17 protein-coding genes are annotated in these 18,116 nt (G+C 36.0%); 12 read left to right on the top strand and 5 right to left on the bottom strand.

All coding sequences use genetic code 11. The annotated features are described in order from the left end of the window. Positions 1 to 41: 41 nt before the first annotated feature. Entirely contained in the window at positions 42 to 1,181 is a 1,140-nt protein-coding gene (locus PYW37_RS09070; RefSeq protein WP_025016744.1) for an isochorismate synthase, read from the bottom strand. Between the two features lie 412 nt (positions 1,182 to 1,593). Between PYW37_RS09070 and PYW37_RS09065 the strand changes: the two genes are divergently transcribed. From PYW37_RS09065 to PYW37_RS09055, 3 genes are read left to right on the top strand one after another with little or no spacing between them, the layout of a single operon-like run. Beyond that, positions 1,594 to 2,175: a GNAT family N-acetyltransferase gene (locus PYW37_RS09065; protein WP_003132449.1), complete on the top strand. Its 582-nt coding sequence runs from the start codon at positions 1,594 to 1,596 to the stop codon at positions 2,173 to 2,175. A gap of 6 nt (positions 2,176 to 2,181) precedes the next feature. Next, complete coding sequence (locus tag PYW37_RS09060; RefSeq protein ID WP_044009627.1) at positions 2,182 to 3,462, top strand: DRTGG domain-containing protein; 1,281 nt, start codon at positions 2,182 to 2,184, stop codon at positions 3,460 to 3,462. A gap of 18 nt (positions 3,463 to 3,480) precedes the next feature. Then, positions 3,481 to 4,404, top strand: coding sequence for a DHH family phosphoesterase (locus tag PYW37_RS09055; RefSeq protein WP_023188883.1), 924 nt, complete (start codon positions 3,481 to 3,483; stop codon positions 4,402 to 4,404). 203 nt (positions 4,405 to 4,607) lie between these two features. Here the strand turns inward: PYW37_RS09055 and PYW37_RS09050 are convergent, their stop codons facing one another. Next, a complete protein-coding gene (locus PYW37_RS09050; RefSeq protein ID WP_074453799.1) occupies positions 4,608 to 5,579 on the bottom strand; it encodes an asparaginase in 972 nt (323 codons plus the stop codon). A 191-nt stretch (positions 5,580 to 5,770) separates the two neighbouring features. Here PYW37_RS09050 and PYW37_RS09045 point away from each other — a divergent pair, with 191 nt between their 5' ends. From PYW37_RS09045 to PYW37_RS09035, 3 genes are all read left to right on the top strand, one after another. Then, the gene (locus PYW37_RS09045; RefSeq protein ID WP_012897434.1) at positions 5,771 to 7,159 is read left to right on the top strand and encodes a Cof-type HAD-IIB family hydrolase; all 1,389 of its coding nucleotides are present in this window, start codon (positions 5,771 to 5,773) and stop codon (positions 7,157 to 7,159) included. 89 nt (positions 7,160 to 7,248) lie between these two features. After that, positions 7,249 to 7,593: a hypothetical protein gene (locus tag PYW37_RS09040; protein ID WP_003132455.1), complete on the top strand. Its 345-nt coding sequence runs from the start codon at positions 7,249 to 7,251 to the stop codon at positions 7,591 to 7,593. Between the two features lie 58 nt (positions 7,594 to 7,651). Beyond that, positions 7,652 to 9,163, top strand: coding sequence for a flotillin family protein (locus tag PYW37_RS09035; RefSeq protein WP_010905537.1), 1,512 nt, complete (start codon positions 7,652 to 7,654; stop codon positions 9,161 to 9,163). 36 nt (positions 9,164 to 9,199) lie between these two features. On the opposite strand, the gene PYW37_RS09030 is transcribed toward PYW37_RS09035, so the two are convergent. From PYW37_RS09030 to PYW37_RS09020, 3 genes are all read right to left on the bottom strand, one after another. Beyond that, entirely contained in the window at positions 9,200 to 10,552 is a 1,353-nt protein-coding gene (locus tag PYW37_RS09030) for an aspartate kinase (RefSeq protein ID WP_003132457.1), read from the bottom strand. Positions 10,553 to 10,781: 229 nt separating this feature from the next. Beyond that, positions 10,782 to 11,648: a patatin-like phospholipase family protein gene (locus PYW37_RS09025; RefSeq protein WP_023188881.1), complete on the bottom strand. Its 867-nt coding sequence runs from the start codon at positions 11,646 to 11,648 to the stop codon at positions 10,782 to 10,784. Next, positions 11,638 to 12,114, bottom strand: a complete 477-nt coding sequence (locus PYW37_RS09020; protein ID WP_025016742.1) for a MarR family winged helix-turn-helix transcriptional regulator — start codon at positions 12,112 to 12,114, stop codon at positions 11,638 to 11,640. Before PYW37_RS09020 ends, PYW37_RS09025 begins: the two co-directional genes overlap by 11 nt. 127 nt (positions 12,115 to 12,241) lie before the next feature. On the opposite strand from PYW37_RS09020, the gene PYW37_RS09015 reads away from it, so the two are divergent. The 6 genes from PYW37_RS09015 (at position 12,242) to PYW37_RS08990 (ending at position 18,084) form a co-directional block, all read left to right on the top strand. Further along, entirely contained in the window at positions 12,242 to 12,895 is a 654-nt protein-coding gene (locus PYW37_RS09015; protein WP_023188879.1) for an HAD family hydrolase, read from the top strand. A 108-nt stretch (positions 12,896 to 13,003) separates the two neighbouring features. Beyond that, positions 13,004 to 14,968, top strand: a complete 1,965-nt coding sequence (locus PYW37_RS09010; RefSeq protein ID WP_003132463.1) for a DHH family phosphoesterase — start codon at positions 13,004 to 13,006, stop codon at positions 14,966 to 14,968. After that, complete coding sequence (rplI, locus tag PYW37_RS09005) at positions 14,965 to 15,417, top strand: 50S ribosomal protein L9 (RefSeq protein ID WP_003132464.1); 453 nt, start codon at positions 14,965 to 14,967, stop codon at positions 15,415 to 15,417. The genes PYW37_RS09010 and rplI overlap by 4 nt, the downstream gene beginning before the upstream one ends. Before the next feature lie 5 nt (positions 15,418 to 15,422). Then, positions 15,423 to 16,790 carry a replicative DNA helicase gene (gene dnaB, locus PYW37_RS09000; RefSeq protein WP_003132465.1) on the top strand — a complete coding sequence of 456 codons (1,368 nt, stop codon included), beginning with the start codon at positions 15,423 to 15,425 and terminating at the stop codon, positions 16,788 to 16,790. 194 nt (positions 16,791 to 16,984) lie between these two features. Beyond that, entirely contained in the window at positions 16,985 to 17,242 is a 258-nt protein-coding gene (locus PYW37_RS08995) for a Veg family protein (protein WP_010905542.1), read from the top strand. 68 nt (positions 17,243 to 17,310) lie between these two features. Beyond that, on the top strand, positions 17,311 to 18,084 hold the full coding sequence (locus PYW37_RS08990) for a phosphotransferase family protein (protein ID WP_003132467.1): 774 nt from the start codon (positions 17,311 to 17,313) through the stop codon (positions 18,082 to 18,084). The last annotated feature ends 32 nt before the right edge of the window (positions 18,085 to 18,116 follow it).

Below are 18,116 nucleotides of genomic sequence, written 5' to 3'. Positions count from 1 at the left end.
TTCTAATTTAAAAATCTAAAATCGTAAAATATTTTAAAAAGTTACAAAGCTTCTAAAATGGTTTTTAATTTTACCTTGGTTTCTCTAAATTCTTCTAAAGCATCGGAAGAAGGGATAATTCCACACCCTGCATAAGCATAAAGTTTCTTGTCCACAATCAAAGCCGAACGAATCCCGACAATCATTGTGCCATTTCCTTTGCTGTCAATTAAGCCAAGAGGTGCAGCATATAGTCCTCGCTTATGATTTTCATGCTTTCTGAGGAATTCGAGGGCCTCATGACGAGGCTCTCCTCCAAGAGCAGGTGTTGGATGAAGCTGTTTTGTCCAATCAATAAGTGAAAGCTCAGAATTTTTAGCACTTAAAATTGTCCGAAGATGATAAACATTTTTCAACTCCATTAATTCGGTTGTTCCAACCGTTACTGTCTCAGCTTTTTCAAGCAGATTTCTTTTTATTTTTTGGACAACAATATCATGCTCTAAAAGATTTTTGGGGTCTGTCAGCAATTTTTGCCCCGCATTTTCCATTGTTTTTGGAAAAGTTCCAGCTAAGGCATAACTAAGGAGTTGGTCATTTTCTTTTTGAACTAAAATTTCGGGCGATGCTCCAAGGAAAATTCTTTTTCCTTTTTGATAAGCAAAAATAAAAGCATTTGGATTATTATCTAATAAATTTTGGATGATACTTTCGAGTTCAAAAGAGGTTTGACTTGTAAATTCAAGTTCTCTTGAAGCGACAATTTTTCGACTTTTTCCGTCAGCAAAATTTTTTTGAATGGCATAAAAAAGTTCTTGCCAAGCCGAAAAATCAGAAGCTTTTTCAGTGAGTTGATGCTTAAATTTTGGAATAGTGATTTCAGGAATTTCTCGTGGGCTATCACAAGTGAGGGTGTAAGAATTTTCCTTATTGACAACGAAATAATGTTTAAAAGCAATGGTTTCGCCACCGAAATTTTCCCAAAGTTCTCCTTTAATGTCATCAAAAAAAGTCTGACTATGAAAGAGATAGGGATAGTCAGAAAACTTATCATGTTCAAGGTCAATGGCTTTCAAACGCTCACAGCCAATAACAAAAGTTTCTTTTTGAGGTTCAAACCAAAAGAAACGCTCACTTTCTGAAAAGTTTGCCCAGAAAGCTAAGGGGTTATTTAATTTTAAATTGATTTTTATATAATTCATTTTTTCTACCAAAAAAATTATAACATAGCTCAGCATAGTAGAGGAATAATGAGCCCTAAAATTACAAATCTTCATTCATTTTTCATAGACTTTCTGATATAAGTATCACTGCTTATAACACGCTAAAGCGTGAACGCGCAGACAGAAGCCACTATGGTGCCCTTCCTAGATACCTTATTACTCACTCAGCGGAAAATTATCGTTCCCGCTTCGTTCGGTCATAATCCTCATTGTTCGTATCTTCACTGCCGTGCCAGCGATGTAGTTGCGAAGACTCGCTTCGTCAAAGCGTAGCTGTTGGCGCTTTAGCACTTACAGATAGGCTTGTATTTTTATCAGGTCTTAATGATTAAATTTAGTGTTAAAAACTATGATATAATTAAAATCATGAAAACATTCAAAAAGGAGTGCCATGAATATTTATGTCAAATTAGCTGAGTTTAGCATTATTGAAACAAAGCGATTGCTTTTGCGTCCCTTTGATTTAAAAGACGCTGAGGACATGTTTGACTATTCAGGTAATCCTGAAAATCTAAAATTTGTTTTTGCCCCGCATCTGTCACTTTCAGAAACACGTTTTTCAATTGCTAACGATTATATGAAAAGTCCTTTAGGGAAATGGGCAATTGAGTTGAAATCTGAACATCGGCTGATTGGAGATATTCATTTTGTGAAAATTTCTGATAAAAATCAGTCTGCGGAAATTGGTTATGTTTTAAATCAAAATTATTGGAATCAAGGGTTACTGACAGAAGCATTAAAAGTACTGACAGAATTTTCTTTTGAACAATTTGGACTTAAAAAGTTGATTTTATTGATTGATAAAGAAAATGTTCCGTCTAAAAAAGTTGCCCTTAAATCAGGCTATCACTTAGTTAAAAAATTTAAAGGGACGAATCAATACAGCAAAAAAATTAGAGATTTTGAACAATATGAACTTGGAAAAAGTGACGATGAAATTTATCAAAAAAATTCAGAGATTGGGGAAATTTGAAGTTTTATGTCAAAGCACGAAGAAATATTAAATTATATTGAAGGTTTGGAAATTGGTAAACAAGTCAGTGTACGTGGGATTGCCAATCGAATGAAAGTCGCTGACGGAACGGCATATCGCGCAATCAAAGAAGCAGAAATACTAGGTTTGGTAGCCGTAAATGACCGTTCTGGAACCGTTAGAGTGGCAGTTAAAGGACAAAAAGTAGCCAATCGATTAACCTTTGGTAAACTTGCAGAAATAGCTAATGCTGATGTTTTAGGTGGACTTGCTGGATTAGAAGTCGAATTCAGCAAATTTGTCATTTCAGCCATGCAAAGAGAATCCTTCAAGCGCTACCTCTCGCCCAATGGTCTAGTTATCGTTGGTGACCGAAAAGAGATTCAAAATCTAGCCCTCAGAGAGCAGAATGCTGTTTTAGTTACTGGGGGCTTTGACGTGGACCAAGAAGTTGTCAACTATGCTAATCAATTAGGAATTCCTCTTTTACGGACATCCTATGATACCTTTACCGTTGCCAATCGTATTAGTCACGCTTTGGCCAATGAACTTATCAAAAAAGATATTATTACGATCGGAGATGTCTTTCATCAAAAAAGGGCAACCTTACGGGAAGAAGATACAGTCAAAGATTTTTTAGATTTAGTTAAAAAAACGAATGACAGTCGTTTTGCCGTCGTCAACACTTACAATGTTGTTGTGGGTGTAGTTGCCATGCGGGATGTTACAAATAAGAAAAACGATACTCCGCTCAATAAAGTAATGACAAGAGCTAATGTTGCAAGAGCGAGTATGACAGTGGCGAGCGTTTCACAAAAGATGATTTATGAAGGCTATGATATGATGCCTGTCGTTTACGAAAATTATACTTACGCAGGAATTATTACCAAATCAGACCTTCTCCAAAGCTTACAAAAAGCACAGGAAGAAAGTCAGGTGGCTCACACTTTCAGTGATAATATTGCTAATTCTTTGGTAGAAAAAGGCTCAGCCTACACCGTGACGGTCGAACCATTTATGATAAATAGCGTGGGAACAATCGCTAATGGTGTTTTTGCAGAACTTATTACGCAAGTTGTTCAACGTGTTTTTGCCAAAAAAAGACGACGGAATATCATCATTGAAGCATTAAATATGCATATGATGGGAGCTGCCGCTATTGACAATGTGCTAGAGATTTATCCAAAGGTGATTGGAGAAACACGAATTGGTGCAATGGTTGATTGTGAAATTTATCATGTCAATAACATCGTAGCTAAAGTTCTAGTCAATGTACAATTAACATAAAAAATAGAAGAGGAAAAAATGAACGAAATTTTAGAAAAAATAAAAGCCTATGAGCTTATTCTCATTCACAGACATAAAAATCCAGACCCAGACGCCATTGGTTCTCAAGCAGGACTTCGAGCAATTTTGAGAGAAAATTTCCCCGAAAAAAGAATTTATGCAGTTGGTTATGACGAACCAACCTTAACCTATTTAGCTGAAATGGATTTGGTCGAACTTAGAGAAGATGAAAAATATCTTTCTATTGTTTGTGACACAGCAAACACACCACGAATTGACGATGACCGCTACAAAAATGCTGATTTTCTAATTAAAATTGACCACCATCCAAATGATGATGCTTATGGAGATTTGTTGCTAGTGGAGCCTGAACGTAGCTCAGCATCAGAAATTGTTGCCGATTTTGCCTTTGAAACAGGTCTTAAATTGAATGCAGAAGCCGCCCGCCTCCTTTATGCGGGAATTATTGGAGATACTGGACGTTTCTTGTATCCAGCCACTTCGCCGAATACCTTAAAAGTAGCTTCAAAATTAGCAGAATTTCCATTTGACCGTCCAGCTTTAGGACGAGAAATGTCGTCATTTGATATGAAAGTTGCTCGCTTACAAGGATTTGTTTATGAAAATATGGAAGTTTCAGAAAAAGGAGCTGCACGTGTTTTATTAACTCAAGAAATTTTGAAAAAATTTGATTTACGTGACGCAGAAACTTCAAGTATTGTTTCTACACCGGGAAATATTCGAGGAATTGAATCTTGGGCAATATTTGTGGAACAAGCCGATGGACATTTCCGAGTAAGAATGCGTTCAAAAGTAAAGCCAATTAATGAAATTGCTAAAAGACATGATGGCGGAGGCCATGCACTAGCTTCCGGAGCTAATTCTTATTCTTTAGAAGAAAATCAACAAATTTGGCAAGAATTGCAAGATAATTTAAAATAAATTTACTGACGAAAATAATTTCTCAGTCAAAAACAAAAAATACCGACAGTTTAAAGCGATTGTCTAATGAGCTTTAAATCGGTAAATAAAGGAATTGTCAGTCAGCTGATAATTCTGTCAGTAGCGATTGATTAATGAGCTTTAAATCAGTAAAAGAAAGAATCATCAGTCAGCTGATGATTCTTTTTTGTCAGTAATTTTTTTTAATTCTCCAAGAAAGGTCGTAATTCTGATAAATCTTTCAAGCCAGCATTCAATGCAATAATCAATTTAATACGCGCTTTTTGAGAATTGACTTCATCAGCAAACATCACGCCTGCTTCATAAAGTTGTGAACCACCGCCTTGATAGGAATAGACAGGTTCAGCAATTCCGTTAAAACAACGAGAAACAAGAACGACAGGAACCTTAGCATCTAGTAATCTTTGAAGCGATTGACTAGCAATAGGTGGGAGATTTCCCGCACCTAATGCTTCAATGACAAGACCGTCTAGTTGTTCCAAATTGAGTAAATCTAAAATTTCCCCAGTCATCCCAGCAAATGCTTTGACAATTGGCACTTTTCCATGAACAGTTGCAACATCTAAATGTTGATTTTCACTATCTTTATGGAAATAAATAATTTTATTTTTTGTCAGTAAACCGACAGGACCATGTGTAGGTGTTTGAAAAGTTGAAACATTAGTCGTGTGTGTTTTAGTGACATAACGAGCAGAATGAATCTCGTCATTCATAACAACAAGTACGCCACGGTCACTTGAATTACTGTCAGCAGCGACGCGAATAGCTATCAGTAAATTATAAATTCCGTCAGTTCCTAATTCATTACTTGAGCGCATGGCACCAGTTAAAACAATTGGTTTACCACGCGAAAGAGTAGTGTCAAGGAAAAAAGCTGTTTCTTCAAGTGTGTCAGTTCCATGTGTAATGACCACTCCATCAAAATCCTCAGCAATAAAAGCTGTTTTGATTCGATTTTTCAAAACCAACATATCTGATAAAGTGACATGTGGACTAGGTAAGTTAAAAATATCCTCTGTCACTAAGTTTACTTCATCAAACTGCATGCTCACAGCATTCATTGGATTGACTGCATTTGGGGAAACATGACCATTTTCATCTTCCGCCATCGAAATTGTTCCACCAGTGTGGAGAATTAAGATTTTTTTCATCATTATTTCCTTATCTATCTATAATAAACAATAATTAAATATTTAAATTTAAAGACTCCGAATAAAAGCCAGCATTAGCATTATATCAAAATTTAGTCCAGAAAAAAATAACTAATAAATGAAATAGAATTAAAATTACTGTATAATTTAGTTAATAAATGAAAGCTTTGCCAAAGCTAGAAAAGATTTGAGAGATGGATATAAAAGCAGTATTTTTTGATTTAGATGGAACCCTGTTTACTTCAACACGAGGAGTAGCAACAAGTACTCGTAAAGCAATACAAGAGCTACGTCAAAAAGATATTTTTGTCGGGATTGCCACCGGGCGAGGCCCAGCTTTTGTCATGCCATTATTAGAAGATTTAGATTTAGACTTTGCTGTAAGTTACAACGGTCAGTATATTTTCACACCAAAAGAAGTGATTTTCCAAAATCCTTTAGAACAAAAATCCTTAAAAAACCTGATAAATTATGCCACTGAAAACCATTCTGACATCTCTTTGGGAACAGCCCACGGTGTAAATGGCTCTGGCCTTTTAAAATTTGGCGAGACACGTTTAGCCAGTTTTTTGTCAGGCGTTTTGCCCTCAGGTACTTCCGGGGTGGCAAGAAACAGTTTTAAACACATTATTCGCAGAGTTTTACCGCAAAATTCAAATTTAGCTGATAATGAAGAAGAAGTAATTTATCAGGCGATGATGGTTGCAACAAGAAACGAAACGGCTCGCCTACAGGAGGCATTTCCAGAATTACTGGTGACACGAAGCAATCCTTATTCTGTTGACTTAATTTCAAAATCAGGAGGAAAATTACCAGGAATTCAAAGATTAGGAGAACACTATGGCTTTACTTTAGACCAAGTCATGTGTTTTGGCGATTCGGAAAATGATTTGACGATGATTTCTGGAGTTGGTTATGGGATTGCGATGGGCAATGCTGTACCAGAAGTGAAAAAGATTGCGACTTATATTACAGATACCAATAATCAAGATGGAATCGCCAAAGCATTAGCTTACTATGGCTTAATTCATTATTCTGTTGAAAAGGACTTTGTTTCTAAAGACCAAAACTTCAATAAAGTAAAAGATTTCCACCGATTAATGGACGGAAAAACACAAGAAATTCCTAAAGCCTTTTCGCCAACAGAAGCAAGTTTCCGGGCTGATTTCAAAGTCGAAGAAATTGTCGAATTTCTTTACGCCTCTGCCGACGGTAACCAAGAGAAATTTACAGAACTTGTGAATAATTTACACCAAGCCGTCGATAAGGCAGCAAATAAAGTGACTTTAAAAGAGCATAATGAAGACAGCTTGACTGGCCAAGTAGATGCTATGATTGATTTGCTCTATTTCACTTATGGCTCGCTTGTCCTTTCAGGAATTGATCCTTATGAAATTTTCAATGCTGTTCATCGAGCAAATATGGGGAAAATTTTTCCAGATGGACGTCCACACTTTGACCCGATTACACACAAAGTCTTAAAACCAGAAGATTGGGAAGAAAAATTTGCTCCAGAAGGAAAAATAAAAAAAGAACTAGAACGACAAAAAAGAGTAGCCGCTAAAAAACACGAAAATAAATAAGAAAATAACAATTTTTTACTGATAAGCTTCTTCATAAAATGGTATAATATTAAGAAAGCGTAACAAAAGGCTTTCAAGGAGAATAAGGGATGCTATTTATTATCATTACTTTGATTATCATTGTACTCATCATCTTTTTAACAATCTTATTACTCCCAGGAATGGCATTTTTTAACAAAATGTCCGATCAAAAGTATAATGCGGATGAAAAAGATTTATTGACAGGAATTTTGACAACAGCCATCAGTTCAAAAGAGGCGACTGGTGAAGTTATGACGACCTTTGTCAATGAATCACGTAAAACAATGCCTGCAAAAATTTATCTACCAAATAAGGACAATATCGAGCAAATTGAATCAGGAGCACAAGTTCTGATTATTGAGAGTAAAGCAGGAATTGCTTACGTTATTCCTTATCAACAAACGATTTATTAGCAATAGAGAACCTAAAAATTGCTCAAATAAATAAAATTTATTATACAAAGGAGACATTATGCCACTACTTTATATTTTGGCAATTGTGGTGATTGTTATCATCTTAATTCTATTAGGAATTATCGCTGCAAACTACAAAAAATCAGGACCTCAAGCGGCCCTTATCGTTTATGGTTCAGGCCTAGGTTCAAAAGGTGTCAATAAAGACTCACAAGGGAATCGATTAAAAGTGGTTCGTGGTTCTGGTACCTTTGTTTTACCAATCTTCCAAAATGCGAGATACCTCAGCTTACAATCTGCTGCAATCGATATTAAAACGGAAAAAGTTCTCTCGAAAGATAAAATTCCAGTAACGGTTGAAGCCACAGCTATGATTAAAGTAGGTTCTACTTTGCAAGATATTGCGACAGCTGCTGAGCAATTTTTAGGTAAAAGAGATGAACAACGTGACGCAATGGCTGACCAAGTGCTTCGTGGACATCTTCGGGCGATTGTTGGAACAATGACAGTATCTGAACTAATCGAAGACCGTAATAAGTTTTCAGCTGAAGTTCAAGGTCAAGCAGGGACTGACCTCTCAAAAATGGGACTTTCAATCGTTTCATTCGTTATTAATGACATTCGTGATGACCAAAACTACATCAAAGCATTAGGTGCTAAAGAAGTAGCGCGTGTTCAACAAGAAGCAGCGATTGCTGTTGCAAATGCCGACAAGGAAACACGTATTCAAAAAGCAGCGGCTGATCAAGATGCCCAAAAAGCTGAAGCACTTGCCGCAACTCAAGTTGCCAATGCCCAAAAGGAAAAAGCAATCAGTTTAGCTCACTATGAGCAAGAACAATCAATTGCTGCTGCTGAAGCAAAAGCTCAAGCTGACCAAGCCCAAGCCTCTGCTGACCAAGCTTACGCGATTCAAGAAGCAATTTCTAAAAAAGAAACAACTGAAGCTGAAATGCAAGTTGAATTGATTAAAAAGCAAAGAGAAACTGACTTAGAAACCCAAGAAGTTCTCCGTAAAGCACAAGAAAATGAAGCCAATGTCGTAAAAGCTGCTGAAGCTGCCAAGGCTGCACAAATTGCTAAAGCCGAAGCCGATGCGCGTGAACGCGAAGTGAGAGCACAGGCTGAAGCAGCCGCTATTGAAGCTACAGCCAAAGCCACTGCTAAACAACGTGAAGTAACAGCAATGGCCGAAGCTACAGCTATTGAAGCAACTGGTAAAGCTGAAGCCGAAGCGATTCGCCTTAAAGGGCTTGCCGAAGCCGAAGCAATTGATAAAAAAGCCGAAGCAATGCAAAAAATGAATGATGCGGCTAAATTGAACATGGCACTTGAAATTCTGCCAGAAGTTGTTGCTAGTGTATCAAGTAATCTTCAAGCTGTTGATTCTATTAATATTTATGGTGGAGAAGGCTCGTCAAAAATTCTCGGAATGTCACAAGAAAGCCTTAAACAAGGCCTTGATGTCTTAGGAACAATGGGAATTGACGTCCCTGACTTATTAAATAATTTTAGCAGTCGTGGTAATTCCAATGAGACACTTGAAAAAGTCGAAAAAATAGAAGAATAAAAAACAGCTCTTAGAGCTGTTTTTTATTAACATATTTTAGTCAAAAAAGGCTGAATAAATCGCTTTTAGAGCTTCTTTTTCGTATTTTTCTTTGACAATAAACATGACGGAAACTTCGCTTGAACCTTGCGAAAGCATAGCGATTGAAATGCCCTGTTTAGAAAGTGCTGCCGTTGCTCTAGCGGTAACCCCAACGTGTTCTTTCATATCTTCACCAACAATGGTGATAATAGAGAAATCACGGTCAATATAGACTTCATCCGGATGGAGCGATTCTGTAAGATTAGAAATAAGGGCTTTTGAAATAGGTTGAGTTAGATAGCGGCTGCGAATAATGATAGACATGTCATCAATACCAGTTGGCATATGCTCAAAACGAACTCCTAAATTTTCCAATACAGAAAGGACTTTTCGGCCGAATCCAACTTCACGGTTCATCAGATATTTACTGACATAAAGAGAAGAGAAGGCACTAGATGAAGCAATTCCAACGACAGGTGAGCCTTTAGTCTCTCTTTGAACAACAATTTTTGTTCCGGGATGATCAGGGTTATTTGTATTCTTGATGACCAAAGGAACATGGGCACGATAGGCAGGAACGAGTGCTTCGTCATGTAAAACAGAAAAACCAGAATAAGCAAGTTCTCGCATTTCACGGTAAGTTAATTCAGAGATATAAGCTGGATTCTTAACGATGCCAGGGTGAGCAGCGAAAATTCCATTCACATCAGTAAAGTTTTCATAGAGTTCAGCTCGCACACCAGCAGCAATAATTGAGCCAGTAATATCAGAACCACCACGGGAAAAAGTGCAAACCTCCCCCTCTTTTGTGATTCCAAAAAAACCAGGGATGATTAATGTTTCTTCAAGTTCATTAAGATATTTAATATGTTCATAAGCTCCACCAAGCAATCGAGCATTTCCAGGATCAGATGAAACCATAATTCCAGCATCTGAGGGATGAACATAGCGACTTGGTAAGCCAGAATGATTGAAAAAATCTGCGACTAATTTAGCATTATTATTTTCACCAGCGGCTAAAAAGGTATCATAAGTAAAAACATTATCTAAATCTAACTGGGCTAAATGGTTGATATTTTCTGCGATTTGATTAATGACTGGACTTTTTAAGCCAAGTTCATCATAGATTTCTCGAAATCTTTCAATAATCCAATTCTGATAATAGTGAATTCCTTTTTCATCAGCTGATTTATAAGCTTTATAATAAGCAATCAAAGCATCGGTAACTTTAGTATCAGCCCCCGAACGTTTGCCTGGTGCAGAAACCACAATAAATTTTCTTTGTTTATCGGCTTGAACAATATCAAAAACTTTTTTGATTTGCGAAGCTGATGCGAGAGACGAACCTCCAAATTTTGCAACTTTCACTAAATATTACCTTCCTTCAAGATTAAATTAAATTATAAATTGATTTATTATAGCTAATTTTCAGATAATTTTCAATAAATAACTCATTTATAGCCTATTTTCTTTCTGCAGTATTCAATAACTAATTATTTTGATGATAATACTTAAAAAACTTACATTAAAAGTAGTTAATGTAAGTTTTGATTTGATAAGAGACAATTTGAAAGTTAGTGTCTTCAAAAGAAATGAATTATAACCAGCGTTCTTTTATCAGAGCAGCCTCAGCTTGTCCTTGTTCACGACCTGCTTGAGCAACAAAGGGACGAATTTTTGCTTCCACCGTATTATAGTTAAAATCTTTTAAAATATTCATTGTTTTTTCAGAGGGAAGAACCAGGCTGGTTTCTGTCCCTTTTTTCTCTAATTGAGCGAGTAAATCTTCTAATTTATATGGAACATCGACAGGCAGTCCAGTTGAAAGAACAAGCATCTTGTCGGCATCAACAACGACATCTGGATTTTCCATTGAAAAAGAACCACCATCAAAAAAATGTTTTCCATTGATTTCAACTGAAGGCCAGACGCCTTGAAGGGCTCCACTTGCTTGTAAAGCCACTAGAATATCAACATTTGAATTTTCATCAAAAACTTGACGCTCAATATCCTCAATATTGGTTGCAACGATTCGTAATTTGCTGTTCCAGCGGGCTTGACCTGAACCATAACGTTCTTTAAGCATAGCTAATCGTTCCTCCTTAGAGATAAAAGGTTGGGTTTTCTTAGAAATTTCAGCTTCCGCCGCAATCCAGTCTTTGGCTGAATGAGAATTTTTAGCAATGTTTTCAAATGTTTTGAAAAGCTCTCCCATTTTTTCATCGGAGATGGGAGTGATTTCACTAATCTCTTTTTCAATCTGTTCCTTCCAGATTAAATCCCAATCTTTATCTGAGCTAACAATTACGCTTGCTTGTGAACCAGCAGAAGTTCCAACAAAAATATCGGCCTCTCTAATGGGCAGCCCAGCTTCTTCTAGACCTCTAAGATATCCAAGTTCCCAAGCGATACCAAAATGTCCGCCACCGCCTAATACAACCGCTCTTTTTAAATTATTTGTCATTTTTCTTCTTTTCCTCTTCATAAATTTGATTTGCATTTTGAGTCATTTGATTCAATACTTTAAATGCAATTGCTTTTTCTTGGGGATCAATTCCGTCTGATAGCAAGTTTTCTCTCTCTTTTGTCATTTCTTCAATTTGAGTTTGGATGTCTCTTGCTTTTTGAGTCAATGAGACACGATAAACGCGTTTATCTTTTTCATCGCGGACTCTGCTAACGTATTCTTTTTCAATCAGGCCTTTAATTGCTCGATGAACACTAGATTTATCGATACTTAAATCATCAGTAATTTGCTCTTGGCTTTGATTGTCTTTGATATATAAAGAAATCAAACAAAGCAATTGAATATAATTGATGTCAAAAGGCACTAAGCGTTTTGTGAAATAAATATAACCTCTTCTATAAATTTCAGAAGAAAGCTTCCCAATAAATTGGATTCCTTGATATTCATATTGATTGTCTTCCATAAATTCCTCCGTCGAATATAATATATCTCAAATTAGTTGTCTTATCAACTAATTTTCATGGAAAATAAAAATACTTTTATAATGAAGTCTATTGAACCATGCTTAGATACTGTGCTATAATGGTTCTATGAAATTTAAAGCAGTGATTTTTGATATGGATGGTGTTCTTGTTGACACCGAACGTTATTATTTACAAAGAAGAGAAGAATTTTTTGGCGGTCATGGAATTTCTATTAGCCACTTGACGCCTAGTGATTTTATTGGTGGAAATATGAAAGATATTTGGCCACGAATTTTGCAAGGGTCTTTTGATGAAGAAAAAGCGAGTGAATTGCAAGAAGACTATGAGCAATTCAAAGAAAATCATCCGATGCCTTATGCAGAACTTTTATTTTCTGATGTGCCTGATATTTTAGAATTTTTGCGTCAAAAAGAAGTAAAAATTGCACTTGCTTCAAGTTCGTCAATGTTTGATATCAAACAAATGTTAGATATTCATCAATTGAATTCTTATTTTGAAGTAGTGGTTTCAGGAAATGACTTTAAACAAACGAAACCAAATCCAGAAATTTATCAATCAACAATGAAGAAATTGGGCATAACACCTTCTGAAACTTTAATTATTGAGGATTCTGAAAAAGGAATTCAAGCTGGAGAAGCAGCTGGTGCGACCGTTTGGGCAATTGAAGACAAACGCTTTGGCATGAATCAAGAGAAGGCTGACTTAAAGGTAGATTCACTGACAGCTATTCAAAAATTACTGACAGAATCATCACTATAGATGATAAAGGCTTAATAAACATTTTAAAAGAAAAAATCACTGACAAATCGGTGATTCTTTAAGTTTTTTCTGTCCTATGTTAAAATAGAGGAATATAGGAGTAATATTATGAATTTTGTCCGTCGGTTTTCACCGCTTGCTATTATTATCATAATGGTTATTGTTCAAATCATTGAGACTGTTGTTGTTCATGTTTCAGCAACACGTTGGTCAATTTGGATTTATTTGTTGATTTTGAACATAGCGATTACACTCATTTTACTATCACAAACTCAAAACTATCAATTGCGTCGTCAAGATTTTATTCGTAAAATTAATGATGAAGCAGAAAATTCGCTCAATGCTACCTTGGATAATATGCCAATTGGGGTCATCCGTTTTAATAGTGAAACCTTTGAACCTGAATGGTTTAATCCATTCATTGATATGATTTTTAAGGGAAATGACAAAGTTATCAATCGTGACGATATTAAAAAGATATTGAAAAATGCGAGCGATGACCAATATATCACCCTTGGTAAGCAAAAATATGTCGCAGAACTTGATTCTGATAAGAATCTTATTTATTTAATTGATGCCACAAAAGAAGTTGCTTTTAAATCAGAATTTAATGACAGTCGTGCGGTTATTGGTGCGATTTCTGTTGACAATTATGATGATGCTACAGATTTAATTACTGACAGTGGTCGAACAGCTATTAATAGTTTTATCGCTTCATTTTTAGAAGAATTTGCTGACAAATATGGAGTTTATCTTCGCCGTATTAATAGCAGTCGCCATTATTTTTTCTGTGATTATCGTATTCTTGAAAAAATGATTAACGATAAATTTTCTGTTCTAAAAGAATTTCGAGAACTTTCATCTCAAAAAGAAATTCCTTTGACTCTTTCAGTTGGTGTGGCTTATGGTTGGAATGATTTTCCAGTTATTGGTAAAGTTGCTCTAAATAATCTTGAATTAGCCCAAGTCCGTGGTGGAGATCAAGTTGTACTGAGAGAAAATACTCCTCAAGCTCGTCCTGTTTATTTCGGCGGTAATTCCGAAAGTAGAACGCAAAAAAGCAGAACAAGAGCACGGGCCATTTCAACAGCACTTCGGACAATTATTGCCGAAGCAGAAGATGTCTTTATTGTAGGACATCGCTTTACAGATATGGATGCGCTTGGAGCAGCGGTGGCTATGAAGGCATTTGCTAATATGTCTGGAAAAGAAGCCTTTGTCGTTTATGATCCTGAACAGTTATTGCCAGATGTTGAGCGTGCAATTAATAAAATGAATGAGTCTTCTGATGGTTTTACGCATATTGTCCAGTTAGAAACTGCCCAAAAACTGAAGAAAAAAGATTCATTACTTATCATGGTTGACCATTCAAAAACAAGTCAAACCTTAAATCTTGAATTCTATAAATCATTTGAGAAATTAGTAGTCATTGACCACCACAGACGTGATGATGATTTTCCAGAACATGCACTTCTGTCATATATTGAATCATCAGCAAGCTCTGCTAGTGAATTAACTGTCGAAATTCTTCAATTCCATGATAACAATCAAAGAAAAATGTCAACCATTGAAGCTAGTATTGTTCTTGCGGGTATTGAATTAGACACTAAAAACTTTACAAAAACAACGACCGAAAGAACATTTGAAGCAGCAGCTTATCTACGCTCTCGTGGAGCTGATAACGATTTAATTAAAATGATTATGGCTACTGACTTTGATAAATATAAGAAGGCCAATGAAATTGTTCTTAATGCAAAAATGGTTTTACCAGGAATTGCTTTAGGAGTTGGACTTAAACATCAAAAATATGATAATATAGCAACAGCAAAAGCTGCTGACACTCTCCTAGATATGGCAGGGATTACTGCTGCATTTGCAATTACACAACATACTAATGGCTATATTTCTATTTCTGCTCGTTCTCGAAATGGTTTTAATGTTCAAACGATTATGGAGCAAATGGGTGGGGGTGGACATTTTAATAATGCTGCAACCCAAATATATGAAAAATATATCGATGAAGTGCAAGAAGATTTAATTGAAATACTAAAAGAAAGAGAAAACGAAAAATGAAAGTTGTATTCTTAGAAGACGTTAAAGGACAAGGAAAAAAAGGTCAAATTAAAGAAGTACCAACAGGTTATGCTCAAAACTTTTTAATTAAGAAAAATTTGGCAAAAGTTGCTACAGCAGCTGCTCTTTCTGAAGTGAAAGGTCAAGCCAAAGCTAAGGAAAAAGAAGAAGCAGAACTTTTAGCAGAAGCAAAAGCCCTTAAAGAAGTTCTTGAAAAAGAAGACACTGTTGTTGAAATCAAAATGAAAGTTGGACAAACAGGTCACACTTTTGGTGCTGTAGATAAAGCAGATATCGCAAAAGCCCTTAAAAGTCAATTTAATCTCAAGTTAGATAAACGCAAAATTCAATTGATTAACAAAATTCAAGCTTTGGGAACAAAAGATGTACCAGTTAAACTTCACCGTGATGTGACAGCCGTGGTTAAAGTCAAAATTAGCGAGGCCTAAACTAAATGCCCGAAATTGATTTAATAAAAGCCCCGCCTCAAGACCTAGCCGCTGAGCAGGCCGTTCTTGGGGCTGTTTTTTTAGATAGCGAACGCTTAGTCGAAATTAAAGAATTTTTAAGTTCAGATGATTTCTATAAAAATGCTCATAAGATAATTTTTCGGACAATGGAAAAATTATCTGATGCTCGTGAAGCAATTGACGTCTTAACCATTCGTTCACATCTTGAAAATCAAGGGGAGCTGGAGGCAATTGGGGGGATTGCTTATATTGCAGAACTTGCCACCGCAACCCCCACCGCAGCAAATGCGGCCTATTATGCCAAGATTGTTGCTGAAAAATCATTACTCCGTCAACTGATAAATCGTCTAACTGAATCAGTCGAAAAAGCTTATGAACAAGATTCACCAGCGGACGATATTTTAGCTCAAGCAGAAAAAAGTTTAATTGACGTCCAACAAGGACGTAATACAAATGGCTTTAAGAAAATTTCTGATGTCCTAGCGATTCATATGGATGACCTTGAGCAAAAAGCTCAACAAAAGTCTAATATTACAGGTATCGCAACAGGTTATCCCGCTTTAGATAACATGACAACAGGTCTTCATGAAGAAGAATTGATTATTCTTGCGGCTCGTCCAGCGGTTGGTAAAACAGCTTTTGCCTTAAATATTGCTCAAAATATTGGGACAAAGCAAGACCGGACCGTTGCAATTTTCTCTCTTGAAATGGGGGCAGAAAGTCTTGTCAGCCGGATGATTGCTGCCGAAGGTTCAATTGATTCACACAGCTTACGTACTGGACAATTAAATGACCAAGAATGGAATGATTATTTCATGGCAACAGGGACTTTATCAAGAGCAAGTATTTATATTGATGACACACCAGGGATAAAGATTTCTGAAATTCGGGCGCGTTCAAGAAAATTAGCCCAAGAAACAGGAAATCTTGGTTTGATTGTTATTGACTACTTACAATTGATTTCTGGAACTGGTCGAGAAAATCGTCAACAAGAAGTTTCTGAAATTTCTCGTCAGTTAAAAATTTTAGCTAAAGAATTAAAAGTTCCTGTTATTGCCCTTTCACAGCTCTCACGTGGAGTGGAACAACGTCAAGATAAACGACCAGTTTTGTCTGATATCCGTGAATCTGGGTCAATCGAGCAAGATGCCGATATTGTCGCATTTCTTTATCGAGATGACTATTATGAACGTGGAACTGGTGAAGATGAAGACGGTGAAGAGATTCTGGAAGATAATAAAGTTGAAGTTATTATTGAAAAAAACCGTTCAGGAAGCCGTGGAACAGTCGAATTACTCTTTATTAAAGAGCATAATAAATTCGCAAGTATTGATAACCGATATGGCGACTAGATTTTTTTGACTAATTCGTGTTATAATATGAGTAATTGTCTAATTCTCTTTATTAATAAAAATGAACGATAAAGAATACATTATAAAATTTGATTCTTTTAATCAAAAAAGAGAGATATAATCAAGGATAAAATTAGATTTATAAGGTAAGCGTTCGGAGAAATCCGACTTTTACGTCTTATTTGGAGGAAAAAATGGATAACCAAAATCAAGAAATAGGAAAAATCGTTGACATTCGTGAAAAAGTTCAAGCACACTTGGGTGAAACGATTGAAATTACTTCACAATTTGGTCGTAAACGCGAAAATCGTCATAAAGTGAACTTGATTGAAGCCTATGCAACACATTTCATTATTGAAAATATTCCGGCTCGTGGTCCTAAAACAACTGAGTCATATCAATATGCTGACATTTTGACTCAAACTATTTTAATTCACTATCCAAACGCATAAGTTTGAGGAATAAAGTAAATGGTTCAAATAATGATTAATAGATTTTTAAAGGAAAGGAGGAGATAAGGATGATGAAAGCCGATTGGGATATGACGCCTGTTAAAGGTGGCTCTGGCAATGCATTTTTTGGGAAAAGTGATCAGGAACGCGTTTTTATTAAAAAAAACGGCAGTCCATTTTTGCCGAGTATTTATCTTGAGGGAATCACGCCAAAAGTCTTATGGACAAAACGTACGGCTGAAGGCGATACCTTATCTGCTCAACCTTGGATTGACGGTCATACACTAAGTCCTGAGGATATGGAAGACCGCCAAATTAATCATATTTTAGCACATTTGCATGACTCAAAAAAATTGGTTGAATCTTATAAGAAGTTGGGAAGTCAAATTATTCTTCCTGAACAATTATTAGAGGATTGTGTCCAAAATACTGAGGCTTTACGAACAAATCATTTTTTGTCAGGAATCATTGAAGAAATGCGTCAACAAGTTCCCGAAATCAAAAATGAAGAGGTCGTAGTCGTTCATGGCGATGTCAATCATAAAAATTGGTTAGTGGATGATAATTCAGGAAAAATTTATTTAGTAGATTGGGATACCGTCTTTTTATCAGATTCAATGGTTGATATGGCACATGTTTTATCACATTATATTAAACCAAATAACTGGTCTTTGTGGTTGATGACATCTGGTGTTAGACCTCGTTCAGATATTATGGATAAAGTGGCTTGGTATGGAAAACTTTCTTTTCTTCGCCAAATCTCTGAATATCTTTCTAGAGGAAAAATGAAAGAAGTGAATCAAGAAATCTTGGGACTTCGTAAATTTTGTGAATTATTTTAGTAAAAATAGGCTAGGGTTTGGACCTTCCTATT

The sequence above is a fragment of the Lactococcus lactis genome (assembly GCF_029023865.1).
Lineage (GTDB): Bacteria > Bacillota > Bacilli > Lactobacillales > Streptococcaceae > Lactococcus > Lactococcus lactis.
The sequence above is the reverse complement of the archived record's forward strand: the minus strand, read 5'-3'. Positions and strand labels throughout refer to the sequence as shown.